Origin of the sequence: Clostridium sp. ATCC 25772 (assembly GCF_001573875.1) — a bacterium.
In the GTDB taxonomy this organism is placed as follows: Bacteria; Bacillota; Clostridia; order Clostridiales; family Clostridiaceae; genus Clostridium_J; species Clostridium_J senegalense.
Genome location: NZ_LFRG01000013.1, coordinates 26,943 through 53,109, shown reverse-complemented (window position 1 = coordinate 53,109; position 26,167 = coordinate 26,943). Strand labels below are relative to the sequence as shown.

General features: G+C 25.8%; 22 protein-coding genes and 1 riboswitch. Of the genes, 10 read left to right on the top strand and 12 right to left on the bottom strand.

Going from position 1 to position 26,167, the window contains the following annotated elements:
- Positions 1–391: 391 nt before the first annotated feature.
- The 8 genes from AZI32_RS07540 to AZI32_RS07505 all read right to left on the bottom strand — a co-directional run bounded on the left by AZI32_RS07540 (position 392) and on the right by AZI32_RS07505 (position 10,366).
- Positions 392–1,003, bottom strand: coding sequence for a hypothetical protein (locus AZI32_RS07540; RefSeq protein ID WP_061995266.1), 612 nt, complete (start codon positions 1,001–1,003; stop codon positions 392–394).
- Positions 1,003–1,647, bottom strand: a complete 645-nt coding sequence (locus AZI32_RS18815) for a polymorphic toxin-type HINT domain-containing protein (protein WP_206406628.1) — start codon at positions 1,645–1,647, stop codon at positions 1,003–1,005. The genes AZI32_RS07540 and AZI32_RS18815 overlap by 1 nt, the downstream gene beginning before the upstream one ends.
- Positions 1,648–1,659: 12 nt before the next feature.
- Complete coding sequence (locus AZI32_RS07530) at positions 1,660–1,842, bottom strand: hypothetical protein (RefSeq protein ID WP_061995264.1); 183 nt, start codon at positions 1,840–1,842, stop codon at positions 1,660–1,662.
- A gap of 215 nt (positions 1,843–2,057) precedes the next feature.
- Entirely contained in the window at positions 2,058–3,575 is a 1,518-nt protein-coding gene (locus AZI32_RS07525) for a S41 family peptidase (protein ID WP_061995263.1), read from the bottom strand.
- A gap of 72 nt (positions 3,576–3,647) precedes the next feature.
- On the bottom strand, positions 3,648–5,153 hold the full coding sequence (locus AZI32_RS07520) for a S41 family peptidase (protein WP_061995262.1): 1,506 nt from the start codon (positions 5,151–5,153) through the stop codon (positions 3,648–3,650).
- Between the two features lie 127 nt (positions 5,154–5,280).
- Positions 5,281–6,783 (bottom strand): S41 family peptidase, encoded by a 1,503-nt coding sequence (locus AZI32_RS07515; protein WP_061995261.1) that lies wholly within the window; start codon positions 6,781–6,783, stop codon positions 5,281–5,283.
- Between the two features lie 120 nt (positions 6,784–6,903).
- Positions 6,904–8,406: a S41 family peptidase gene (locus tag AZI32_RS07510; RefSeq protein ID WP_061995260.1), complete on the bottom strand. Its 1,503-nt coding sequence runs from the start codon at positions 8,404–8,406 to the stop codon at positions 6,904–6,906.
- Positions 8,407–9,271: 865 nt separating this feature from the next.
- Positions 9,272–10,366: a HEAT repeat domain-containing protein gene (locus AZI32_RS07505; protein WP_061995259.1), complete on the bottom strand. Its 1,095-nt coding sequence runs from the start codon at positions 10,364–10,366 to the stop codon at positions 9,272–9,274.
- A gap of 694 nt (positions 10,367–11,060) precedes the next feature.
- Between AZI32_RS07505 and AZI32_RS07500 the strand changes: the two genes are divergently transcribed.
- From AZI32_RS07500 to lipA, 10 genes are all read left to right on the top strand, one after another.
- A complete protein-coding gene (locus tag AZI32_RS07500; RefSeq protein ID WP_061995258.1) occupies positions 11,061–12,137 on the top strand; it encodes a Xaa-Pro peptidase family protein in 1,077 nt (358 codons plus the stop codon).
- Between the two features lie 188 nt (positions 12,138–12,325).
- A complete protein-coding gene (locus tag AZI32_RS07495) occupies positions 12,326–13,123 on the top strand; it encodes an N-acetylmuramoyl-L-alanine amidase (RefSeq protein ID WP_061995257.1) in 798 nt (265 codons plus the stop codon).
- A gap of 174 nt (positions 13,124–13,297) precedes the next feature.
- The gene (locus AZI32_RS07490; protein ID WP_061995256.1) at positions 13,298–14,530 is read left to right on the top strand and encodes an aminopeptidase; all 1,233 of its coding nucleotides are present in this window, start codon (positions 13,298–13,300) and stop codon (positions 14,528–14,530) included.
- Between the two features lie 259 nt (positions 14,531–14,789).
- Positions 14,790–16,058 carry a hypothetical protein gene (locus tag AZI32_RS07485; protein ID WP_061995255.1) on the top strand — a complete coding sequence of 423 codons (1,269 nt, stop codon included), beginning with the start codon at positions 14,790–14,792 and terminating at the stop codon, positions 16,056–16,058.
- Positions 16,059–16,104: 46 nt separating this feature from the next.
- Entirely contained in the window at positions 16,105–16,821 is a 717-nt protein-coding gene (locus tag AZI32_RS07480) for a DUF6320 domain-containing protein (protein WP_061995254.1), read from the top strand.
- 164 nt (positions 16,822–16,985) lie between these two features.
- Complete coding sequence (locus AZI32_RS07475; protein ID WP_061995253.1) at positions 16,986–18,290, top strand: hypothetical protein; 1,305 nt, start codon at positions 16,986–16,988, stop codon at positions 18,288–18,290.
- 23 nt (positions 18,291–18,313) lie between these two features.
- A complete protein-coding gene (locus tag AZI32_RS07470; protein WP_061995252.1) occupies positions 18,314–19,030 on the top strand; it encodes a DUF6320 domain-containing protein in 717 nt (238 codons plus the stop codon).
- A gap of 313 nt (positions 19,031–19,343) precedes the next feature.
- A complete protein-coding gene (locus AZI32_RS07465; RefSeq protein ID WP_061995251.1) occupies positions 19,344–19,559 on the top strand; it encodes a hypothetical protein in 216 nt (71 codons plus the stop codon).
- Positions 19,560–19,664: 105 nt separating this feature from the next.
- Entirely contained in the window at positions 19,665–20,645 is a 981-nt protein-coding gene (locus AZI32_RS07460) for a lipoate--protein ligase (protein WP_061995250.1), read from the top strand.
- 37 nt (positions 20,646–20,682) lie between these two features.
- A complete protein-coding gene (gene lipA, locus AZI32_RS07455) occupies positions 20,683–21,543 on the top strand; it encodes a lipoyl synthase (protein WP_061995249.1) in 861 nt (286 codons plus the stop codon).
- A gap of 57 nt (positions 21,544–21,600) precedes the next feature.
- Here the strand turns inward: lipA and AZI32_RS18345 are convergent, their stop codons facing one another.
- The 4 genes from AZI32_RS18345 to AZI32_RS07440 form a co-directional block, all read right to left on the bottom strand.
- Positions 21,601–21,777 (bottom strand): hypothetical protein, encoded by a 177-nt coding sequence (locus AZI32_RS18345; RefSeq protein ID WP_157450862.1) that lies wholly within the window; start codon positions 21,775–21,777, stop codon positions 21,601–21,603.
- A gap of 185 nt (positions 21,778–21,962) precedes the next feature.
- Positions 21,963–22,604, bottom strand: a complete 642-nt coding sequence (locus tag AZI32_RS07450) for a peroxiredoxin (protein WP_061995248.1) — start codon at positions 22,602–22,604, stop codon at positions 21,963–21,965.
- A gap of 199 nt (positions 22,605–22,803) precedes the next feature.
- A complete protein-coding gene (gene orr / locus AZI32_RS07445) occupies positions 22,804–23,877 on the bottom strand; it encodes an ornithine racemase Orr (RefSeq protein ID WP_061995247.1) in 1,074 nt (357 codons plus the stop codon).
- A 454-nt stretch (positions 23,878–24,331) separates the two neighbouring features.
- On the bottom strand, positions 24,332–25,777 hold the full coding sequence (locus AZI32_RS07440) for an amino acid permease (protein WP_061995246.1): 1,446 nt from the start codon (positions 25,775–25,777) through the stop codon (positions 24,332–24,334).
- A gap of 193 nt (positions 25,778–25,970) precedes the next feature.
- Positions 25,971–26,144: riboswitch (Lysine riboswitch) on the bottom strand.
- Positions 26,145–26,167: the final 23 nt, after the last annotated feature.

Below are 26,167 nucleotides of genomic sequence, written 5' to 3'. Positions count from 1 at the left end.
ACTACCGCTTTTTATGTATTTACACTGATTGATGTATTATATTTTTCAATTCTTTTTATTTTTTAGTGATTTTATATCTTTTTTCTATCATATTATATTCCCAGTTTCATTAACTTTTAAGTGGAATTATTGAGTCTAAGATTTCCTAGCTTATCAGCTTACATATCTATGCTATCATTATTTTACTTACGCTTAAAGGTAATAGTATTGATTGGCAAGGACCTCCTTTGTCAGACACTTATATCTGTAGAACTGCTAAAAAAATAATGAACCAGCCTACTTAAATTTCAGCTGATTCATTTCATCTTTTCACTACATTATTTAGATTATGCAGCTAATACCTATAGTACTATTTAACCAATCATTTTTTATACGACTAGCTTACCCTTTATTATGCATTATACTTTTTTAATACATCGATATCATTCTCATCTAGAACAGCCTTTAACTCATCTTTCTCCAAAATAGCCATATAACCACTTGGCAATGCTAGAGTTTTAATTATTGATGGTCTAATCTTTAATAATTGATATGCATAATACGCTTCTAACTCATCAGTAGCAATTGTTTCATCAACTGGACCAATATACCACCCCGAATCATATTTCTCATGTTCCTTACTTCTTTCTAAGTAAATTTTATCTAGTTTTAGCACTCCTTTGGAACATACTACTTTATCTTGGAATGAAATCATTTCTCCATCTAAATTTAATTTATTTAAAAGAATACTTTGCTCTAATTGTACCCACAATGATATGGTTAGATCATCAGTACTTTCAGTAAATGGATTTCTGTTGTAATCTGGTGCAATTATATTGAATCCCTCGCTATCTTCTACTACTTTAAAGATACTCCATCCTACTTGTACTTTAAAATTATCCTTTAGTTTGTTTAATTCAATATTACCTATTACCTCAATTATTGCTTCTGCTTGTTTACTTAAGTGCTCTTCAGAAGTTACTTTAAATAGCTTACCACCAATATTTTTTTTTATGTTCATCATTACTTTAACCTCTCTTTAATCGCTTTTTGCAATGCAATTCTAGCTGAATTTTCTAGTTTCAACATATTACTTCTTACATCACTTGGAACTTCTCCTAATTTTGAATGTCCTACCCAGTCAGCCCAGCTCTTTGCACCTTTTGATGTATTAGTTGACTTACCTAAACCTATGAAATTATTTTTTAAATTTAGTATTTCTATTTTTTGGCTTTCTGATAATTGAGAAAAACCTGGCATATTAACAATTTCTTTCATAGGTACAATATGGTCTGCTTCAAGAACATTTGTCTCATATCCATAAACAGGATCTACCTTTGGTCCTTTTGGATTTACCATCTTCCTAATCTCATTATTTGGTGTCTTCTTTCTAAGACTACTATATTCTGATTTTGTTATAGCGCTACCAGCCCCATTAGCACTTCCCATGCTACAAGTATTATGAACAAGCACTCCAGCATCTGAAACAAAATAAGTATGCCAATTAGAAACTTCAAAGTTATATACCTTTACTGACTTATTTAACTTTTCTTTATAACTATTTGTTACTTTTAAAGTTTTACCAGAAGATAAAAGAACTTTATCTCCTTCTTTTATCTCTCCTGCTCCTGTCCAGCCTTTTCCTACTATCCAGAATGGATGGTCTATTGTAGTACTATTTTAGTTCCAGTATAAGTCAAACTCTACAATCAGCTTTACTAGCATTATTAATGAATTTGCTACTGTGCTAGCCTCAGTACTAATACCTTTACTAATTAATGTTTCTGCTTCATTATAAACTCTATTACTAAAACTAACACTACCACTTTTTGATATATTGTTAGCTACTGCTAACTTTGGCACTTGTTGTGGTATATTAATTTTAATATCACTTACAGATTTCTGTAATAACTTTTCTATAGCACCTACACTTTTGCTTATATCTTAGGGATAAAATAATTCAAACTATCTATTAATAACATGATGAATAAACTATTAATTTAAGCTTTTATAATGAAAATATTACAATATAATATCACCAAAATTAATAAATAAATTACATTAACTGTTTATATCCCTTATTTAAGATTATAATATTTTATTAGCTTTTGAACCTTTTCTAATGCCTCATTAGAATCTACTAATATATCTGGATGAAATCCATTAAATTCAAACTCGTTACCATATGGTGAAAGGTATAAGTAATTTCCTAGTTGAACTGTTATCGATGAGTTTTTTAGTTTATGATAATATGGGTCACAACATAGATTAGCTCCTGATGTATTTGTTCCAACTAATATTACATTGTCCATATTCATAAGACATTCAATAAAAAATTCCCCTGCGGAAATGGTATTTTTATCTATTAGCACAAATACTATTTTATCATTTGGTATTCTAGGCAGTTCCTTAGAATTTAATGAAGATGATATAAAATATGAAGCTACAAAGGAGTCTGGATAATTAGATTTTTTTAATTCTCTTATTAGACTGCTATTTAAATATGAGTAAGCTCCCCTTGGATTTGCAGAGTAGCCAGAATAACTTTGAATCCAATTAGTACCAGCATCTACAAATCCACCTCTATTTCCACGAAGGTCTATTATTGATACTGGATAATTTTGCATATCAATTGCTGAATTTGCAAAATCATATTGACTTGTATCTTCTTCAGTTGATGTATACATAGCACTCAATTTAGCAATAGGAACATTATCTTCTACTGAATACTCAAAAGGAACATTATTATTTGGTGTAGAAAATTTTACTTCATCTAAAACAATACTTTCATTTAAAGTATCCTTATTATTTGAATAAGTGATATCTGTGTTAATATTTAAAGAAGAATTTTCATACAACATAGCTATACTATATACTAGTTTTCCATTATCATTAATAGTATATTTCATATATTTATCTATATTTTTATCTTTATTTATCTCTTTTATATAATAATGTCTTTTATCTACAATTTTATAATATCCATTTTCATTTTTGAAAAATTCATCTTTATCATATATATAATATGATTTAAATTTATATCTAAAAGGATTTTTATCAGCTAAGGCAAAATGACCATCTTTTATAAATTCTAAATTATTTAATAATAAATTTGAAAAATCTTCAGCTTTAATTGAAGGTTGTACATTTAATGTATTTATTATATTTTCTTTAGCTTCATTAAATACAATATCACCACCAAAATATCCATAAGCTGCATAACAATATCTAAAAAGTTTAAATAAACTGTTTACATCTTCTTCAGCTTCATCATAGGTTATTACTTTTTTTTCATTATATCTTCTTGCAGAATGTAATATTAGATTTTTTTGATAAAAACTTTTTTGATAATCTATAGCTTCCTTAGTTTCTTCTGGAGTAAATATATCTTCTCCATCTTTGAACCACTTTATATACTCGTCCTTTATAGAAGGTGCATTTTTAAATAATTCATTCCTAGATAAATTAATACCTTCTACAAATCTATTAAAATTCTCTTTTTTATTAATTTCTGAATTTTTTTTAATTAAATATACTGCAAATATAATTGACAATATTAAAATTGGAGTTAATGTCTTAATTAACTTTTTTTTCATCACACTAATCCTTTCTAAAAGAATATTATTAAGAAATTCTAATTAACATAAACTAAAATATGTTTATACACATTAATTAAGATTATAATATTTTATTAACTTTTGAACCTTTTCTAATGCCTCATTAGAATCCACTAATACATCTGGATGAAATCCATTAAATTCAAAATCGTCACCGCATGGTGAAATGTATAAGTAATTTCCTATTTGAGTTGTTATCATTGAGTTTTTTAACCTATAATAGTATGTGCCACCACTTAAAGTACCACCACATGTATTTGTTCCAACTAATATTACATTATCCATGTTCATAAGACATTCAATAAAATGTTCTCCTGCTGAGAAAATGGCTTTATCAATTAACACAAATACTAATTTATCATTTGGTATTCTAGATAATAATGTAGGCTTTAATGAATTTGAACCTCCAGAATAATTTGAACCATTATATTTATTAAATTCTCTTATCATATTATTAGATATAGTTGCGTAAGCCCCTCTGTTAGTTGTGTATTCACCAGAATAACTTTGAATCCAAGTAGTACCAGCAGTTAAAAATCCACCTTTATTTCCACGAAGATCTAATATTGATATTGGATAATTTTTCATTTTAAAGCCTGTACCTGGAAAATCAAATTGGCTGTCATCTTCTTCACTAGATGCATGCATAGCTCCTAATTTAGCAATAGGAACATTGTCTTTTATTGAATATTCAAAGGGAATATTCTCTTTTTGAAAATCAAAGGGTAAAATATTTAAAACTAGACTTTCACTAAAACTTTCTTTATCATTTAAATAAACAACATCTGTATTAATAGTTGATGAAACTTCTTCTTGTAAAATAGCTATGCTATATACCAATTTTCCATCATTATTAATTGTATACTTCATATATTTATCTATATTGCTATCTTTATTTATCTCTTTTATATAATAATGTCTTTTATCTACAAGTCTATAATATCCATTACCGTCTTTAAAAAATTCATCTTTGTCATATATATAATATACTTTAAGTTTATTAAAAAACGGATTTTTACTAGCTAATGCAAAATGACCATCTTTTATAAAATTCAAATTATTTAATAATAAATTTGAAAAATCATCAGCTTTAATTGATTGCTGCCCATTTAACACATCCATTATATTTTTTTTAGCTTCATTAAATACAATATCACCACCAAAGTATCCATAAGCCCCATAACCATATCTAAGAAACTTAAATAAACTATCTACATCTTCTTTAGCTTCATCGTAAGTTATTATCTTTTTTTCATTATAAATTATATTAGGATTTAGAATTAAATTTTTATCAAAAAAAAGTTTTTGATACTCTACAAATTCTTTAGTTTCTTCAGGGGTAAATTCATATTCATCACCTAAATTCCAATTTAAATACTCATCCTTTATAGAAGGTGCATCTTTAAATAATTCATTCCTAGATAAATTAATACCTTCTACAAATTTGTTAAAATTCTCTTTTTTATTAATTTCTAAATTCTTTTTAATTAAGTATACTGAGAATATAATTGACAATATTAAGATTGGAGTCAATGTCTTAATTAACTTTTTTTTCATCACACTAATCCTTTCTAATAAGAATATTATTAAGAAATTCTAATTAACATAAGCCAAAATATGTTTATACACATTAATTAAATTTAAAATTATAATATTTAAATATTCACTTTGAATATTCTATTCCTTATTTAAGATTATAATACTTTATTAACTTTTGAACTTTTTCTAATGCCTCATTAGAATCTACTAATATATCTGGATGAAATCCATTAAATTCAAAATCATTACTACATGGTTGAAGGTATAAGCCACTTCCTAATCGAACTGTTATTGATGAGTTTTTAAGTTTATAATAATATGCATTACGAGTTATATTAGCGCCAAGTGTATTTGTTCCAACTAATATTACATTATCCATATTCATAAGACATTCAATGAAATACTCTCCTGAAGAAGCAATTGCTTTATCAATTAATACAAATACTAATTTATCATTTGGTATTCTAGATAATGATGTAGGGGTTGTTGAATATGCATTTGAAATATAGTTACCATTGTATTTTTCGAATTCTTTTATCATATTGTTAGATACACCTGTGCAAGCCCCTCTAATCTCTACAAACCCATCAGAATAACTTTGAATCCAACTAGTACCAGCAGTTACAAATCCACCTTTATTTCCACGAAGATCTAATATTGACACTGGATATTTTTTCATTTCAAAGCCTGTACCTGGGAAATCAAATTGGCTGTCATCTTCTTCACTAGATGCATACATAGCTCCTAATTTAGCAATAGGAACATTGTCTTCTATTGAATATTCAAAAGGAATATTCTCTTTTTGAAAATCAAAGGGTAAAATATTTAAAACTATACTTTCACTAAAATCTTCTTTATCATTTGAATAAACAACATCTGTATTAATAGTTGATGAAACTTCTTCTTGTAAAATAGCTATGCTATATACCAATTTTCCATCATTATTAATTGTATACTTCATATATTTATCTATATTGCTATCTTTATTTATCGCTTTTATATAATAATGTTTTTTATCTACAATTTTATAATATCCATTAGCATCTTTAAAAAATTCATCTTTGTTATATATATAATATATTTGATGTCTAGTGAAAAATGGATTTTTATTAGCTAATGCAAAATGGCAATCTTTTATGAAATTCAAATTATTTAATAATAAATTTGAAAAATCATCAGCTTTAATTGATTGTTGTCCATTTAAAACATCCATTATATTTTCTTTAGCTTCATTAAATACAGTATCACCACCAAAATATCCATAAGCCCCATAACCATATCTAAAAAACTTAAATAAACTATCTACATCTTCTTTAGCTTCATCATAAGTTATTACCTTTTTTTCATTATAAATTATATTAGGATTTAGAATTAAATTTTTATCAAAAAAAAGTTTTTGATACTCTACAAATTCTTTAGTTTCTTCAGGGGTAAATTTATATTCATCACCTAAATGCCAATTTATATACTCATCCTTTATAGAAGGTGCATTTTTAAATAATTCACTTCTAGATAAATTAATACCTTCTACAAATCTATTAAAATTCTCTTTTTTATTAATTTCTGAATTTTTTTTAATTAAATATACTGCAAATATAATTGACAATATTAAGATTGGAGTTAATGTCTTAATTAACTTTTTTTTCATCACACTAATCCTTTCTAAAAGAATATTATTAAGAAATTCTTATTAACATAAGCCAAAATATGTTTATACACATTAATTAAAATTAGAATATTTAAACATTCACTTTAAATATTCTATTTCTTATTTAAGATTGTAATAATTTATTAGTTTTTTAACTTTTTCTAATGCCTCATTAGAATCTACTAATATATCTGGGTGAAATCCATTAAATTCAAAATCATTACTACATGGTTGAAGATATAATCCACTTCCAAATTGAACTGTTATTGATGAGTTTTTAAGTTTATAGTAATATATATTACCAGTTATATTACCGCCACATGTATTTGTCCCAACTAATATTACATTATCCATATTCATAAGACATTCAATAAAAAGCTCTCCTGCTGAAAAAATAGTTTTATCAATTAGCACAAATAGTAATTTATCATTTGGTATTCTAGATAATGATGTAGGGTTTGTTGAATATGCATTTGCAAGGTAACCATAATTATATTTTTCAAATTCTTTTATCATATTATTAGATACACCTGCACAAGCCCCTCTGATTTCTACAAATCCATCAGAATAACTTTTAATCCAGCTAGTCCCAGTGGTTATGAATCCACCTGTATTTCCACGAAGATCTAATATTGATACTGGATAATTTTTCATTTCAAAGCCTGTACCTGGAAAATCAAATTGGCTGTTATCTTCTTCACTATATGCATGCATAGCTCCTAATTTAGCAATAGGAACCTTGTCTTCTATTGAATATTCAAAGGGAATATTCTCTTTTTGAAAATCAAAGGGTAACATATTTAAAACTATACTTTCATTAAAACTTTCTTTATTATTTAAATAAACAACATCCGCATTAATAGTTGATGAAACTTCTTCTTGTAAAATAGCTATGCTATATACCAATTTTCCATCATTGTTAATTGTATGTTTCATATATTTATCTATATTATTATTTTTATTTATCTCTTTTATATAATGATGTTTTTTATCTACAATTTTATAATATCCATTACCGTCTTTAAAAAATTCATCTTTGTCATATATATAATATACTTTAAGTCTATTAAAAAACGGATTTTTACTAGCTAATGCAAAATGACCATCTTTTATAAAATTCAAATTATTTAATAATAAATTTGAAAAATCATCAGCTTTAATTGATTGCTGCCCATTTAACACATCCATTATATTTTTTTTAGCTTCATTAAATACAATATCACCACCAAAGTATCCATAAGCCCCATAACCATATCTAAGAAACTTAAATAAACTATCTACATCTTCTTTAGCTTCATCGTAAGTTATTATCTTTTTTTCATTATAAATTATATTAGGATTTAGCATTAAATTTTTATCATAAAAAAGTTTTTGATACTCTATAAATTCTTTAGTTTCTTCAGGGGTAAATTCATATTCATCACCTAAATACCAATTTATATGCTCATCTTTTATAGATGATGCATTTTCAAATAATTCATTCCTAGATAAATTAATACCTTCTACAAATCTGTTAAAATTCTCTTTTTTATTAATTTGTGAATTTTTTTTAATTAAGTATACTGAAAATATAATTGACAATATTAAAATTGGAGTTAATGTCTTAATTAACTTTTTTTTCATCACACTAATCCTTTCTAAAAGAATATTATTACATTTTATGAAAAACAATCTAAAAAATTCTAATTAATACAAAATAAGATATGTTTATATTTTTATACACTATAGCGTTCCAAGTTGACTTTTAAAATTGTCCATTCCAAAACTTGGATACCTAAAATAGTGAGACATGCTCCGAATCACTTAAAATTCAACACTGTATCTTGTGTGAAAATATTTTAAAGTTATTGAATAAATTTAAATTGGAGCTTGTTTCCCTATATAAAACTTATAATTTTTTCTATATGTATATATTCATCTAAGCTTACTTTCATAATTCAATATACTAAATCAAATCCCTTCCAAATTTGTGCATTTAATTCTTTTAATCTTATAAAAAACAAAAATCTCTAATAAATAAAAATTTATTAGAGACCCTTATTCTATATGGTTACAAGTATCTGCATAGAGCTATTCCAATTTATTTCAATAAAATATTTTTTTGAAAATTTTACAAATTATTTTAGTTAAAAGTTAAGAGTGAATAGTGAACAGTTGTGGTTATTACTATTTACTTCGTTCCTAGTAATTCTCAACGTATATTTTTATAAACTTTCAAATCAAATTATATTGATAGATTTTTTAAAATCATTTTCAGAAAGTGGTTGCCACTTTCATCCTAAATTCATAATTCATAATTCATAATTCTTAACTAAATATATTTGCACTTATTTTTCTCAACTAATAACAAAAATTTCATGTATAAATTTAAGTTCGAAATTGTTTCCCTATATAGGGTTCCACAGTCTTAATTTAAATTAAAATAAAAAAGGATGTTTCAAAATAAAATCCAATTTTATTTGAAACATCCAAATTATAATAAATTTAATTATAAACTTAAATTAACATCTTTTAAATCATCTAATTTATATTCCACTCGACGCTGTAAGCAATCCATATTTTTAAGTTTAACATTATTTATTTTTGCAGTAGCTAATAACTCTCTTTTTAAATTTAATATACTTTTATTATAGTTTTCATTTTTAACAATATCAGCTATATAATCAATATATTTAACTTCATAACTTTTACATAATGCTGATGCTAATACTCCTCTCATGGTTTTTGTATTTTCTTTTTCAAGCAATTTAAAACATGTTTTTGCTGAAAAATCTGTTTTAATACTCTCAAATACCATGGAAACATATAGCCTAATTGAAGTATTATTACATTCTAACATTTTTTTATAAACAGCTTGTATAACTGTATCTCCACCAATTTTACTTAAAGCTTCTCCTATAACTTCGTTAGTTAAATCATCATTTTCTTTTAATTTTGAAATTAAAATATCTATACAACTTTTATCCCTTAATTCACCTAATATATAAACTAAATAAATTACATAATACTTGCTATTTTCATTTTTTAATTCCTTGATAATATACTCCAAATTTAAATCTTCTCTATCACTTAAAATTTTACCTATATTTATTCCTTTATCATAATCAAAATCATTTTCTTTTCTTTCTTCATTGTTATTTGCCAAATCTTTTAATTGTTTTAATAAGTTTTCAGTTGAACATTCATCTAAAGTTTTTAATTTATTATAATGCTCAAACAATTCCAAACTACTATCCTTATTAATAAAAAATTTTTTTTCTTGTATTTTATCATAAAAACTTTCTATAACATCAATTCCTTGTTTAATTGTTAATGTCACTATGTTATTTTTAAAATATATATCTTCACCATAATCTAAATTCATTAGTTTATTAATTTGAGTTTCGTTAATATTTAAATTTTCACAATTAGCCATTAAATAATTTCTTTCAAAAGAATCATCATACTTTCTTACGGCATCAATAACCCTATCAACAACCTCACTATCCCTAGAGTAACTCTCATTAAAATAACTTAATGCTGCACATCTAACAATAAAATCATTAGAGTTAATTAAATCTTTCATATAATTGTCATTTACCATTAAAATGCACTCCCTTCTAACTATTAAATAAATTTGGTTATTTTACAAACTAATGTAAATATTTTGTAATCATTTACATTAGTATACTATATGTTTGTTAATATATTGTAAACAACATGTAAATCTTGTAAATTATTTCAGCCTATATATTTATCTTCTATTTTTTAGAGATATAGGGAAACAAGCTCGAATTTAAATTTATTTAATAACTTTAAAATATTTTTATACAAAATGTAGTGTTGAATTCTAAGCGATTCAGAGCATGTCTCACTATTTGGGGTATCCAAGTTTTGGAATGGATAATTTTAAAAGTCAACTTGGAACCCTATATAGGGAAACAAGCTCGAATTTAAATTTATTCAATAACTTTAAAATATTTTTATACAAAATGTAGTGTTGAATTCTAAGCGATTCAGAGCATGTCTCACTATTTGGGGTATCCAAGTTTTGGAATGAACAATTTTAAAAATCAACTTGAAACTCTATAAAATGCACAAATAAATTAAAGTTTTATTAACCTTATTAATAAAACTTTAATTTATTTGTATATTTTTAATTGAATATATATTACAATTATTATATATAGGGTTGCAAGTTTACTTGCTAAATTATTCTTTTCAAGACTTACAACACCATATGATTATCTAGATTTAATTAAATTTAATTTAATATAAGTGTATTGGAGGAGATTATTTTGAAACAAAATAGACTTAACAAAGTTATAGAAGGAATGAATGATAGGAAAATAACTCAACTGCTAATATCTGACCCAGCAGCTATTTTTTATTTAACTGGAAAGTGGATTCATCCTGGTGAAAGATTGTTAGCACTATATTTAAATATTAATGGGGATCATAGACTATTTATAAATAAACTATTCCCTGTACAGGAAGACTTAGGTGTTGAAAAAGTTTGGTTTGACGATAATAATGATGCCGTAGAAATAATAAATAACTACATAGACAAAGATAAAACTTTAGGTGTTGACAAAAATTGGCCTGCTCGTTTCCTTTTAAGACTTATGGAGCTTAAAGGCGATTCTAACATAGTAAATGGTTCTATAATAATTGATACTTGTAGAATGTTTAAAGATGATGAAGAAAGAGACCTAATGAGAGCATCTTCTAAAATTAACGATATGGCTATGAAAAAAATACAAACTTATATAAAAGATGGACTTAGCGAAAAGCAAATGGCTTCAAAGCTTTTGGAAATATATGAAAATCTTGGAGCTGAAGGTTTTTCATTTGACCCTATAATAGCTTATGGAGCAAATGGCGCAGATCCACATCATGGTAATGATAATTCTATGGTTAAAGAGGGAGATTCCATAATTATAGATATGGGATGTGTAAAAGATTCCTATTGTTCTGACATGACAAGAACTGTATTTTATAAGAATGTACCACCAAAATCTAAAGAAGTATTTGAAACAGTACTTGAAGCTAATAAAAAAGCTATATCAATAATTAAACCTGGAGTAAGATTTTGTGATATAGATAAGGCTGCTAGAGATTATATTGATTCTAAAGGTTATGGAAAATACTTTACTCATAGAACTGGTCATTCAATTGGACTTGAAGTTCATGACCTTGGTGATGTCTCTTCTGTTAACACTAATGCTGTTCAACCAGGAATGATATTTTCAATTGAACCTGGAATATATATTCCAGGTGAAGTCGGAGTGAGAATAGAAGATTTAGTTCTAGTTACAAAAGATGGTTGTGAAATATTAAATGAATTTAATAAAGAATTAGTAGTTATAGAATAGTTTTTAATGTACTATCTCAAAATAGATCTTATTATTTTGGGATAGTACATTTTCATTTATATAATATAAATTTAATTAAATTTATTATTTAAAGCCATAAATTATACACTAACATAAATGTATTCACATATTATATTATGTAAAGTATCTTATATACAAAATGTACTCATATAAAAGAGGTGCAAATTATGAAAATTGGGGGAAGATCTGGTCATAACCCATTGGCTCCAGGTGCTAGTGGTATAATTGATGAAACTACTGAGGCTAGAAAGATATTCTTATATTCTAAAAAATATTTGGAAAAATCTCATCAATTTATAGATTGTTATCCTGGAAATATGAATGATGCTAGTGTAGAATTAATGTGGGGTATAAATAAAGCTAATTCATCAAATGTAGATTTTTTCTATTCTATTCATTTAAATAAAGCATACGATTCATACAACGGAGCTATTGGTTCAGAAATTTGGGTTTATCCAAATTGTAGCCAAGCTACTAAAGATAAAGCTAATAGAATCTTAAGTAATTTTCAAAAACTTGGCTTTATTAATAGAGGCATTAAATTTTCAACTGAGCTTGCAGAGCTCAATTCCACTTCTATGGAAGCCATGATAATAGAATGTTTTTTCTGTGAAGCAACAAAAGATGTTGAATTATATAAAAAATTTGGTGAAGATAAATTAGGTTTTGCTATAGCAAATGGAATTGATCCTACAATACAAAACTCTACACCAATACCTGAGGTGAATAAAGTGAAAAACTTAATTATATATAATAATGATATAGATAAAAGAGCTGCAGAATATTTAGCTGATTTTCTACTTTCTCCTGTAGTAAGAGAAAGTAATTATAACGCCACTACAATGCCTGCTGAAAAAATCTTTGTAGTTGGTGGTGGTGTAAAAACTAAAGGTGATATTAGATTAGAAGGCAGCGATAGATATGAAACTATAAAAGCTGTTTTAAAATATATGAATAAATTATAAAGTTTTATTTAAAATAGGAATGGATATATGTCCATTCCTATTTTTTTATAAATACCTTATTAATAAGAATATTGATTATTCAAATTTTTTTGCTAATATGTTGTTAATATATTATAATTAATGTATTTTATAAAAAATATAATTGAAATATAATTTATTTAGGAGGAATATAAAATGAATAATTTCCAAGAAACATTAATGAAATATGCAGATCTTGCAGTTTGTGTTGGTATAAACATACAAAAAAATCAAACTTTAGTTGTTAATTCCCCTATTGAATGTGCTGAATTTGCAAGAGCTATATCTGAGTCTGCTTATAAACATGGTGCTAGAAATGTTATAATTAAATGGAATGATGAAAAAGCATCTTTAATAAAATTTTTAAATGCTCCAGAAGAAGTATTTAACGAATTTTCTAAATTTGAAGCTGATGAACTTGAAGATTTAGCAAAAAATAATGCTGCATTTTTAAGTATATACGCACAAGACCCTGAAATTTTAAAACCTGTAGAGCCTTCTAGAATAGCGTCTGCTAGCAAAGCCCGTTCATTAGCTACTAAAGCTTTTAGAGAATATACTATGAGTAGCACTGTTGCATGGAATGTAGTGTCTGTTCCTACAGAAGCATGGGCTAAAAAAGTATTTCCTGAAGTTTCACCAAAAGAAGCTGTTGAAAAATTATGGGAAGCTATATTTAAAATAGTAAGAGTTGATAAAAATAATCCTGTTGCTGCTTGGAATGAACACCTAAAAACTCTTGAAAAAAGTACAGCATTTCTAAATGAAAAGAAATTCAAAAAATTACATTATAAATCAAGCATCACCAACCTTACTGTAGAACTTCCTGAAAATCACATTTGGTCTGGTGGCGGAGAATACAATGGTAAAAACACTTTTTTTGTTGCTAATATGCCAACTGAAGAAGTTTTTACGCTACCGCTTAAAACAGGTGTTAATGGAACTGTAACTAGTACTAAACCCCTTAATTATGGTGGAAACTTAATTAATGATTTTGCTTTAACTTTTAAAGATGGAAAAGTTGTTGATTTTACAGCAAAAGAAGGTTATGAAACATTAAAAAAATTATTAGATACAGATGAAGGTGCTCGTTATTTAGGTGAAGTTGCATTAGTTCCTTTTGATTCTCCAATTTCTAATTCAAATACAGTATTTTATAATACATTATTTGATGAAAATGCTTCATGTCATTTAGCATTTGGAAATGGTTATCCTACATGTTTAGAAAATGGTACTGAAATGTCCGAAGAAGAATTTAAAAATGCTGGTGGTAATACCTCTTTAACTCATGTTGACTTTATGATAGGATCAAGTGATCTTGATATAATTGGAATAACTAACGAAGATGAAGAATTTTATATATTTAAAAATGGGAACTGGGCATTTTAGTAAAAAATAAAATTTCAAAGGGAGTATCTCTAAATGATGAGACTCCTTTTTTTGTATTTTACCATTAAAATTTAATAGTACTTTTTTTATTATTTTTATAATATGAATATTTATATAAGGCATACAAAAATATCAAGTTAAAATTGTTACACTATATTTTCTGTATGACAGCGAATTTTATTGATGTAGCATAAGGAAATTAGTCTAGTATCACTTGTTATTTTTTAAATATGCTTAAGTATTTTTTTATGAGGTAATTATGAATAATAATAAATTCGACTGGTACGTTCTTGATAATGCAGGCAAATTATATCCCTCAATAATGTCTTGGAGGGTTACTACTGTTTTTAGAATTTCTGCTACTTTAACTGTTGATATAGAACCAAAAATATTACAAAGGGCTTTAAACAAAACAATCAATAAATTTCCTTTTTTTAAAGTCAACTTAAAGCCAGGATTATTTTGGTATTATTTTGACTATGTAAACTTTTTTCCTACAATTGAAAAAGAAACCTATTATCCTTGCACTGGAATGGAACTTAAAAAGAAAGGTAACTTTCCCTTTAAAATTTTATATTATAACAAAAAAATTTCTTTAGAATTTTCTCATTGTATTACTGATGGTCATGGCGCATTAATATTTATGAAAAGTTTACTATATGAATATTTTTCTTTTAAAAACATTATAAAAGAAACAAAGGAAATCAATAATTACTCTTCTAATTTATTTTTTGAAGATTCCTTTAAAAAACATTTTAATCCAGATATACCTAGTCCATCACCACTACCTTTTGCTTTCCATTTCCCTATGGAGCTAGACTCTAAAGGTATATATTATATAGTTACAGGTTCTCTTCCTTTAGACAAAGTACTTAGTATTTGCAAATCTAAAAATGCCACTGTTACAGAATTTTTCTTAGCAGTATATTTTGATACAATACTAGATTATATTAAATTGTTAGAAAGATTTGATTTACCATTTAAAAAATCACCTATAATACTAAATGTACCAGTAAATCTTAGAAAAATTTATAATTCTAAAACTCTTAGAAATTTTTTTATTTCTATAACACCAATGATTGATCCAAGATTAGGTGAATATACTTTTGATGAGCTTTTAACCTATATTAAAAGTTATATGTATATTAATACTGATAAAAAACAGATTAATCAACATATTAGCAAAAATGTTAAAACAGAACTTTTCTTTTTAAATAGAGCAGTTCCTCTTATATTTAAAAATTTATTTTTACCTATTGCTTATAGCACCTTTGCTGAGGGACATTATACCAGTGGCCTTTCCAATTTAGGTAAAATAACTATTCCTAAGGAACTGTATCCTTATATAGAGAAATTTGAAGCATATCCTCCACCAAGTGAAGGTAATAAAATTAAACTTGTTTTATTAAGTTTCAAAAAAACTCTTTATATAACTTTTGGGAAAGTAACCACAGATTCAAATATTGAAAGAATATTTTTTAATAAACTTAGAAAAATGGGCATACCTATAAAAATAGAAACTAATTAATATGAATATATATTTCTATATTAAGATTTACTGGAGGTGTTAATAGTTGTCTTATTGTCCTAAATGTGGTGTGGAAGTTAACTCTAATGCGAAAAAATGTCCTCTATGTAAGTTTTCTTTACCTTACATAGATACAAATTCTTCAGAAAGTTTTTCTGATAGTTTTCCTAATGCAATTAATATTTATAATAAAAAAGTTAAAGAATTTAAAAAAATACTTTTTTCTATAATTAAAGCATTTTGTATATGTAGCATGTTTATAACCTTATTTTGCAATTTTTATATTTCTGGAAAACTTACTTGGTCAAAATACTCTACAGTTTGTATAGTTGCAGCTATGTTTTATTTTTATCTAATGCTAGATTTACAATGGAAGTTTAAAAATTTTATAATAGGATTTGGTTTAAATACTTTTATATTAATATTATTATTAGATATTTTTGATGGTAAGTTATCTTGGTCTATAAAATTAGGACTTCCTTTTATAGTAATGACTATATGTCTTTTATCCATATGCTATGAAGTTTTTAGAATTGCTAAACATAAATATTTTAATGTAGCGGGATACACTTTAATTGCCTTATCCTTATATTGTATTGGAATTGATGGTTTTGTATCTTTAACTTTATATAACTTATTTAAATTAAGATGGTCTTTATTAGTGACTATAGTTTTATTACCTCTAGGCTTAGTGCTTATATATATACATCATAAATTACCTGTTGAATATAAAATTAAATTGAAGAAAAAACTTCATATATAATTAAATTCCAATTAAATCGATATACTATAAATAATACTATTAATTATTTATAGCATAAAAAGTCATTTAAAACTTAATTTTTTGAAAAATTAATCTACTATTTAAATGATTGATGCTATAATTAAATTAGTTTTAAATTTGGGTTTATTGAAAGAGGTTTATTTATGAAAAAAAAATCAAAATCAAACTGGTACCCTTTAGATAATGCAGGAAAATTATACCCTTCCATAATGTCTTGGAGGGTAAGTACAATCTTTAGAATTTCTTCAACCTTAACAGAATATGTAGATTCTACTTTGCTTCAACAAGCCTTAAATCTAGTTATTAAACGTTTCCCTTATTTTCAAGTAAATTTAAGACCAGGATTGTTTTGGTATTATTTTGATCATACAAAAAAAACACCAAAGGTTGAAGAAGAAAAATACTATCCTTGTATTCGTTTAGAGCTTAAAAAAAAGGGTACCTTTCCTTTTAGAGTAATATACTATAAAAAAAGAATATCTGTTGAATTTTCACATAGTATAACAGATGGTACCGGTGGAATAATATTTTTACAAAGCCTTTTAAAAGAATATTTTAAACTTAAAAAAATAAATTTTATAGATGAAGATACATCTTTTTTTAATTATAATGATGTTCCAAAAGAAGAAGAATTTGAAGACTCCTTCAAAAGATACCTTAATAAGACTACGCCACCACCTTATAGATTACCAAAGGCATTTCATTTTCCTATGCCTTTAGATACTAAAGGTGTATACCATATAGTAACAGGAATACTCCCTGTTAAAAACATATTAGAAATTTCCAAAAGCCATGGTGTAACTCTTACAGAATTTATCATAGCGGTTTATTTTGATACTATATTAGATTACATAAAGGAGTTAAAAAAGGAAAATCCTAAAATAAAATTGAATCCAATAATTTTAAATGTACCAGTTAGTTTAAGAAAATTATATGATTCAAAAACACTTAGAAACTTTTTTATATCTGTAACTCCTATGATAGATCCTAGACTTTTAGATTATAGTTTTGATGAAATATTAACTTATGTTCATCAATATATGAAAGAAAAAACTCACAAACGTTTTATTGATCAGCAAATAACCAAAAATATTAAAAGTGAGTTAAGTTTTTTAAATCGTTCTACACCTCTTTTTATTAAGAATTTAGTATTGCCTATTGCTTATAGCAGACTTGGTGAAGGTAGTTACACCAGTGGAATATCTAATGTTGGTAAGATAACTATGCCTAAAGAGCTTGAACCACTTATAGAGCGTTTTGAAGCATATCCTCCTCCTAGTGAAGGTAATAAAATAAAAATTGTTATGGCTAGTTATAAAGACAATCTTTATATAACTTTTGGAAAAGTAACTTACGATAAAACTATAGAAAAACTTTTTTTTAGGAAACTACGTAAAATGGGTATAGTTTCTAAAATTGAAACAAATAACAGCTTTATACATAAATAAGATTAAAGGAGGTATTTTCTTTTATGCCTTATTGTCCAAAATGTGGTGTAGAAGTAGAGTATACTTTAAAAGAGTGTCCTCTTTGTGAATTCTCTATACCAAATATAATTCCAGATATTCAAATTGAAGAAGAAAATAAGTTTCCTAATGCTACTAACATTTATCCTTCAAAGCATGAGCAACTTAAAAAAGTAATATTTTCAGTATTATTAGCTATTTCTATATGTGGTATATTTATAGCTACTCTGCAAAACATATATTTTTCTAAAACTATTACTTGGTCAAGATATAGCACTGTAAGTATTTTATCTGGAATAATTTACTTATATATAATACTTAAAACTAACTTATCTTTAGATAAATTTATAAAATCAATGGCCACTAATACTTTTTTTTTAATTCTTTTATTAGATATTGTTGATGGTGAACTATATTGGTCTATTACTTTTGGATTACCTTGTATTTTCTTAGCTACAATATTTATACTGTCTCTTGTAAAATTAATTAGAATAAGTAGAAATCCAGGATTTAATATAGCTGCATATATTATTTTTCTTTTAACTTTATATTCTTTAGCCATTGACACACTAATATGTCTAAACTATAAAGAATCTATAATATTAACTTGGTCAATAATAATTGCCTTTATAGGATTTCCTTTATCTATTGCTTTATTATACATACATTATAAATTACCAGAACAATATAAAGAAAAGTTTAGAAAAAAATTTCATATATAATTGTTTTAATATACCTTTAAATAATATTTTTTATTTAAAGGTTTTTTATTTCTAACTTTTTAACTTATATTTTTGTTTTTTATTACATATGTCAATAATTTTTACCATTTATTGTATTATTTTTCTTTTAATATTCTTGAATTTATTTATATTTAAAGGATATTTTTGAAATAGATTTTACTTTTTCTCAAAACAACTTTTTATTGATTAAATATTGTGTTTTTTTTGAATTTTGTATTTATTTTGTTAAATTTTAGGAGTATAATAATAATCGAAGTTAAAAATATCTATTTAATCTTAGGAGGATTTTAAAATGAAAAAAGTTCTTTCAATCGTATTATCAGTAATGTTAACATTATCTTTAGTTGCTTGTGGTGGAAACAACGCTACTGAGAACAAAACTGAAGGAAATAACACAAAGGTAGAAGACACTAATAAAAAAGATGACACTAAAAAAGATGACACTAAGGATGCAAATGCAAACAAAGATAAAGATACAAATAAAAAAGAAGAAACTAAACAAAACTAATATTATTTATTCTTAATTATTTAGTTTTAAATAAAAAAGAAAGAGTATAAATTTTCTCTTTCTTTTTTATTTTATACATAACTAAAAAAGAAAGGTTGCTAAATAATGATATTTATAAATCACAATAACATAAACCCATATTTTAATCATTCTGCTGAAGAATATATTTTAAAGACTTTAGATAATGATTGTTTTATGTTATGGCAAAATGAGCCTTGCATACTTATTGGTAGAAATCAAAACGCATTTGCTGAAATAAATGAAGATTATGTAAGTAATAATAATATTAAAGTAGTTCGAAGACTTACTGGTGGTGGTGCAGTTTTCAATGATTTAGGAAACATAAATTTTTCTTTTATTTCTCAAAATACTGGTGATGTTACTTCTAACTTTAAAAAATTCACTCTTCCTATAATTAAATCTCTTCATAGTCTAGGGATAGATGCTAAATTTTCAGGAAGAAATGATTTGGTTATAGATGAAAAAAAATTTTCAGGTAATGCTCAATATTATTATAAAAACAAAGTTCTTCATCATGGTACACTTTTGTTTTCAAGCTCTATAGTAAACTTATCTTCAGCTTTAAATGTAAATCCTTTAAAATTTAAGCATAAAAGTGTATCTTCAGTTAAATCAAGAGTTACTAATATTTCTGATTACCTTAAAGAAAATATGACTGTGCTTAATTTTAAAAACTATGTATTAAATTTTGTTATGAATGAATTTAATGAAAAAAAACTATATTTTTTTGATGATACAGCTTTAAAAGAAATTAATAATATTATGAATACACGTTTTGCCACACATGAATGGAATTTTGGTAAAAACTCTAAATATAAATACTCAAAAGAAAAAAGATTTAGTGGGGGAACTATTGAAGTTAATTTTAATATTGAAAAAGGAATTATTAAGGATTTAAAGTTTTATGGAGACTTTTTCTTCACAAGAAATATTGAATATCTAGAAAGCAAACTTATTGACAAACCGTATAATTCAACTATATTAAGTGCTGTACTAAACTCATTTAATATAGAAGATTATATAAAAGGTATATCAAATAAAGATTTAATTAATCTTATGTTTTAGTATAACAATTATTTTATTAAGTTGTGGAGGTATTTTTATGTATAAAAGAAAACCAGATTGGTTAAAAGTAAAATTAGAACATAGTGATAATTTTAAAAAAGTACAAGCCTTAACCCGCTCATTATCTTTAAATACTGTATGCACAGAAGCTAATTGCCCAAATAGATTAGAATGTCATAATAAAGGAACTGCAACATTTATGATTTTAGGTAATACCTGCACTAGAAATTGTAGATTTTGTAATGTAACATCTGGAACTCCATCAGATGTAGATCCTCTTGAGCCTATGCATATAGCAGAAGCTATTCAAAAACTTAATTTAAAACATGCAGTTATAACTTCTGTAACTAGAGATGATTTAGTTGATGGTGGAGCTTCTCACTTTGCTAATGTCATAAAATGTATTCGAAAGCTTAATCCATCTACTACAATTGAAGTTCTTATACCTGATTTAAGAGGAAATTGGAACGGATTGAAAACAATTACAGATGCAAAGCCTGAAATTTTAAATCATAATATAGAAACTGTTCCAAGTTTATATAATACTGTAAGACCTCAAGCAATTTATTCACGTTCTTTAGAACTTTTAAAAATGGTAAAAAAATTAGATCCTAATATTTTAACTAAATCTGGTTTTATGCTAGGTTTAGGTGAAAATGATGATGAGGTAATATCTTTATTAAAAGATTTAAAATCTTATGAATGTGATATTGTTACAATCGGTCAATACCTTCAACCCTCTAAAAACCATGTTGAATTGGTAGAATATGTTCATCCAGATAAATTTAACAAATTCAAAGACATAGGTATGAATATGGGGTTTCGTTATATAGCATCAGCTCCTTTAGTTAGAAGTTCGTATAATGCCGCTGAAGCTTTAGAATGTAAAGTCTTATAATTTTTAAGCAACATAAAAAGCAGTGTCCTATTTGGTTATAGAACACTGCTTTTTATATTATTTCAGCTTCTTTTCTACAAATCTAAGAGCAAAAATATCTATGATAATTACTATTAGAAAAAATAACATCCAAAATATCGATTGCTTATAAGCAGAAATTAACATACATATCATAAATAAAGGTATTTCAAAATTGAATGCTATTTTAAAATATCTTAAGGTTTTTCTATCCATTTTAAGTACATCTCCTAAAGCATATATATGCTATTTACTATTTTTCCTTAGATTAATTAAGTTTTTTTATTTTAAGTATTTATAAATTATCTTTATATAACTTATCCATAAAAAATACTTTCTTCCTTTATTCCTCATAGTATATATTTGTTATACTACTTTTTCAATCACTAGTAAAGTTTATTTTAATCATCTAAACTCTTATACATAAACCACGAAGATAGCTTACATATATTTTCTTCTTTAATTCTCTCCTCTGTAACTTCTTCACTACCTCCAATTAAAACTTTATTTCCTATAATCTTATTATTGGGCCAATTTGCTGGTGTAAATAAATGCTTTTCACTAGCTATTTGTAAACTTTTAACTATTCTTATTATTTCATCTATATTTCTACCAATTTCTTTAGGATATTCTAATATAGTTCTTACAGTGCCTTTAAAATCTACTATAACTACTGATCTCGCTGTTGTTGTGTCCTTTTGTTCATCTCTTATCATTCCTAATTGTTTAGATATTTCTTTATTGCTATCATCTATTATTGGAAATTTAATCTCTACATTTAAATTTTCTTTTATCCATAAAATCCAATTTTTATGTTCTTCGATGGTATCAACACTTAACCCTACAAGTTCAGTATTCAACATTTTAAACTTCTCTATCTTTTCTTGAAACGCTACAAATTCTGTTGTGCAAACAGGAGTAAAATCTGATGGGTGACTAAAAAACACAAACCATTTTCCACTAAAATCATCTGGCAAATTCATCTTCCCTTTTGTAGTAACAACATTCATTTTAGGAAATTTATCTCTTACTAATAACTTCATATAAACTTGAGTTTATAAATAAACTCATCCCCCTTTTCTCTAAATTTTCTGATTTTATTATATCACACATATACTTTTTTCAAAAATGTTCAATTACAGTTATATTTTTCTTTATATATTTACCTTATCTATTTATAAATTTTATTGTAAAATAAAAAAATATCTCAAGATAAATTCTATCTTGAGATATCATTTCATATTACCTATGCTTATAGTACTTGCTTATATATGGTGATGTCATAGCTTGAAGCAAACATCCATACTTAACATCAAAATCCACTATATCCCCAACCCTATAATCTTTCATATTTTCAGTCAAATCTAATATTAAATGATCACTACTTGCTCCTAAAATCTTTATTTTTTCATCCCTAGGACTCATAGCATCTACCTTTATATCTTGCCTTCCTATAGCTAATATAGCTCTTTTCATAATACCTACATCTTCAAAATGTGGTTCTTCACCAAAAGCATTTAATCCTATAGTCCCCTTAGGAACAGACGGTTTATTTTTTATTTCTACTATCTCTCCTTTTAATGTAAACACATCTTGGAAAGTATTATCAATCTTATTTGCAAAAGATGACTCTGTCCCTAATATAATGCCTTCACCTATTCTAAGTTGATTTATTCCATTAGGTATCTGACCATTTATAACCATATATAAACTACTAGAATTTCCACCTGATATTATTGGAAGTTCAATGTCTAATATTTTTTCTAGCTTGTCCCTTAACTCAACTAACTTACTAAGATTATCTTCATCTGGCAATACGCCACCATAACAAGTTAAATTAGTTCCAACACCTATTAGTTTTATATTAGGAAGCTTTAATATTTCTTTAACTGTATCTAATAAATCTAATTCTAATACACCTTCTCTTAAATCTCCTAAATCTATCATAAGTATAATATTGTGTATTTTTTTTGCTCTTTTTGCTGCTTTTGATAATTTCTCTATGACCTTTAATTCAGAATTTAAACTTACATCAGAATACTTAACAACATTAACTGCATCACTTTCCATGGGTATTCTTACTAAATATTTTTCACAATTTAGCTCAGCGACACCTCTCAAGTTCTGAATTCTTGCATCTCCTATTGTTTTAATTCCAGCTTCAACCATAGCATTAACTATAGGCTTTTTTGCACAAAACCCTTTTGTTATAGCAACTACTTCTATTCCTTGATTATTGCATAATTTCAAAATTGTCTTGCAATTATGTGCTAACTTATTCAAATCTACTTCTATACAAGGATAACTTCTTCGCATATTCCCACAACCCCCTATTTAAAGCCTTGTTAAAACATATTATGTCTTTTTAATAATATGTCTTACGTATAACTATATAATTTTTTTAGATAAATTAAATTCCTTTATCATTTTAATCAAAATATTTAGAATTTATAATTTATTATTAGTATAATAATACCATTAAATCACATTATTTCATAGCTGTTATACTATCATTCTGCATATTTTTTGAAGGATATCTTGCCCATAACACAATTTCATTTACATATATATTAAAGAAAAATTTAAATATTACATGTAATTGATAGATAGTGAAGAGTATTTTTAGGTTTATCTTTCAACGATAAAATTAACATAATTTCAAATAAAATATCTGTTCAATTTTATTTAACTCTCCACTATCTAATTTATATACTGCATTATTATTGTTAAATTTAAAAAGATAATTTTTAAAAATTTATTTACTTTTTAATTATGCTATTTTATTATTATTTTCCTCTTTTTCATTATATATCAAATCAACATCTTCTAATTTTATTACTTTAGTCTTATTTTTAATTTTATATCCAACGTATAAAATTAGGAATAATGGTAATCCAATATAGGATGCTATCAAGCCTTGCCAATCTATTGTATCCCCACTTAAATAGCTATATCCTTGTCCTATTATTATTATTACACACATTACCAATGCAATAATTGGCCCTAGTGGATATAATTTAGCTTTATATTTTAAATCAGATAATTTTTTATCTTGTACTATATAGGCTTTTCTAAACCTATAGTGACAAAGTGCAATGCCTACCCAAGCTATAAATCCGGCTAATCCTGATGCTGCTACTAACCATACATAAACTGTATTTTCTGCAAAAGCTCCTGTTAAAAAACATATTGATGCAATAGCAGTAGTTAATACTATAGCATTAACAGGAACTCCTTTTGAATTAGTTTTTGCAAAAGCTTTTGGTGCCATTCCATCCTTAGCCATAGCATGTAACATTCTACTTGATGCATACATTCCTGAATTTCCTGCTGATAATATTGATGTTAAAATTACAGCATTCATTATTGATGCAGCCATAGGTATTCCTGCTCTTTCAAAAACAACAGTAAAGGCACTTTGTTCTACTCCTAATTCAGTATAAGGTATTATAGCTCCAATAATAACAATAGTTCCTAAATAAAATATTAATATTCTCCAAAATATAGTACTTACTGCCTTAGGTATAGTTTTCTCTGGATTTTCACTTTCAGCTGCTGCTACCCCAACAAGTTCTGTTCCTTGAAAGGCAAATCCAGCCAATAAAAAAATCATAAATATTGAATTTTTACCTCCAACAAAAGGCCCTCCATTTGAAGTAAAGTTTTCAAATCCTATCCTTTCCCCACCTATTACTCCTAAAATAGTTAAAACTCCAATTATCAAAAATATTATTACTGTAACAATTTTTATACTAGCAAACCAATATTCTGATTCTCCAAAAGCTTTAGAAGATAACAAGTTCAATCCTACTATTATAGTTAAAAATATAATACTCCATATAACTGGCTTTACATCTGGAAACCAATATTTCATTATCAACCCACCAGCTACCATTTCTGCTGCTATCGTTATTGCCCAGTTATACCAATAATTCCAACCAAGTGCAAATCCCAATGATGGGTCTATAAATTTTGTTGCATAAGCACTAAAGGAACCAGATATAGGCATATATGTAGCCATTTCCCCCAAACTAGTAATTAAAAAATATACCATAACTCCAATTAACCCATACGCTATTAGTGCGCCTCCTGGACCTGCCTTATGTATGGTATCTCCCATTGCAAGAAATATACCTGTACCTATGGCACCTCCCATTGCAATCATGTTTAGATGTCGTGATTTTAAACCTCTTTGTAACTCTTCATTGTTTTGCATTACTATTCCTCCTTATGGGCATTTTATTAGGTAATCCATAATAACTGCTCAATTATTAATTCCCATAAGTAATTAACCAAGATACATCCACATTGAATAAACTGAATAATTATTCATATTCTAAAAAAACAAAAAAACCATAAGCATATACTTATGGCTTCGAATTCTTTTTAAAAATAATCTTCAAAGTTTATAAAGTAATAGCCCTCCACAAAATATTTTGTGACAGTTTTACATATATTCTATATAAAACCAGCTAATAGCCTTAAAGCATCCGCTATTAACTTCGGCAAAATTTCCTTTTTTATTACTTCATCGTGCTTATCTCCATAATAATACTCTTAAATTTTGCTCCTCTATCTTAATTATTTACTTTTTAATATATGTATT

Coding starts and splice junctions, on each gene's coding strand:
- AZI32_RS07540 (WP_061995266.1), bottom strand. CDS start 1,003: ATGATGAACATAAAAAAAAATATTGGTGGTAAGCTATTTAAAGTAACT.
- AZI32_RS07505 (WP_061995259.1), bottom strand. CDS start 10,366: ATGGTAAATGACAATTATATGAAAGATTTAATTAACTCTAATGATTTT.
- AZI32_RS07475 (WP_061995253.1), top strand. CDS start 16,986: ATGAAAAAAAAATCAAAATCAAACTGGTACCCTTTAGATAATGCAGGA.
- AZI32_RS07495 (WP_061995257.1), top strand. CDS start 12,326: ATGAAAATTGGGGGAAGATCTGGTCATAACCCATTGGCTCCAGGTGCT.
- AZI32_RS07460 (WP_061995250.1), top strand. CDS start 19,665: ATGATATTTATAAATCACAATAACATAAACCCATATTTTAATCATTCT.
- AZI32_RS07490 (WP_061995256.1), top strand. CDS start 13,298: ATGAATAATTTCCAAGAAACATTAATGAAATATGCAGATCTTGCAGTT.
- AZI32_RS07510 (WP_061995260.1), bottom strand. CDS start 8,406: ATGAAAAAAAAGTTAATTAAGACATTAACTCCAATTTTAATATTGTCA.
- AZI32_RS07465 (WP_061995251.1), top strand. CDS start 19,344: ATGAAAAAAGTTCTTTCAATCGTATTATCAGTAATGTTAACATTATCT.
- orr (WP_061995247.1), bottom strand. CDS start 23,877: ATGCGAAGAAGTTATCCTTGTATAGAAGTAGATTTGAATAAGTTAGCA.
- AZI32_RS07520 (WP_061995262.1), bottom strand. CDS start 5,153: ATGAAAAAAAAGTTAATTAAGACATTGACTCCAATCTTAATATTGTCA.
- lipA (WP_061995249.1), top strand. CDS start 20,683: ATGTATAAAAGAAAACCAGATTGGTTAAAAGTAAAATTAGAACATAGT.
- AZI32_RS07440 (WP_061995246.1), bottom strand. CDS start 25,777: ATGCAAAACAATGAAGAGTTACAAAGAGGTTTAAAATCACGACATCTA.
- AZI32_RS07485 (WP_061995255.1), top strand. CDS start 14,790: ATGAATAATAATAAATTCGACTGGTACGTTCTTGATAATGCAGGCAAA.
- AZI32_RS07525 (WP_061995263.1), bottom strand. CDS start 3,575: ATGAAAAAAAAGTTAATTAAGACATTAACTCCAATTTTAATATTGTCA.
- AZI32_RS07470 (WP_061995252.1), top strand. CDS start 18,314: ATGCCTTATTGTCCAAAATGTGGTGTAGAAGTAGAGTATACTTTAAAA.
- AZI32_RS07515 (WP_061995261.1), bottom strand. CDS start 6,783: ATGAAAAAAAAGTTAATTAAGACATTAACTCCAATCTTAATATTGTCA.
- AZI32_RS18345 (WP_157450862.1), bottom strand. CDS start 21,777: ATGGATAGAAAAACCTTAAGATATTTTAAAATAGCATTCAATTTTGAA.
- AZI32_RS07450 (WP_061995248.1), bottom strand. CDS start 22,604: ATGAAGTTATTAGTAAGAGATAAATTTCCTAAAATGAATGTTGTTACT.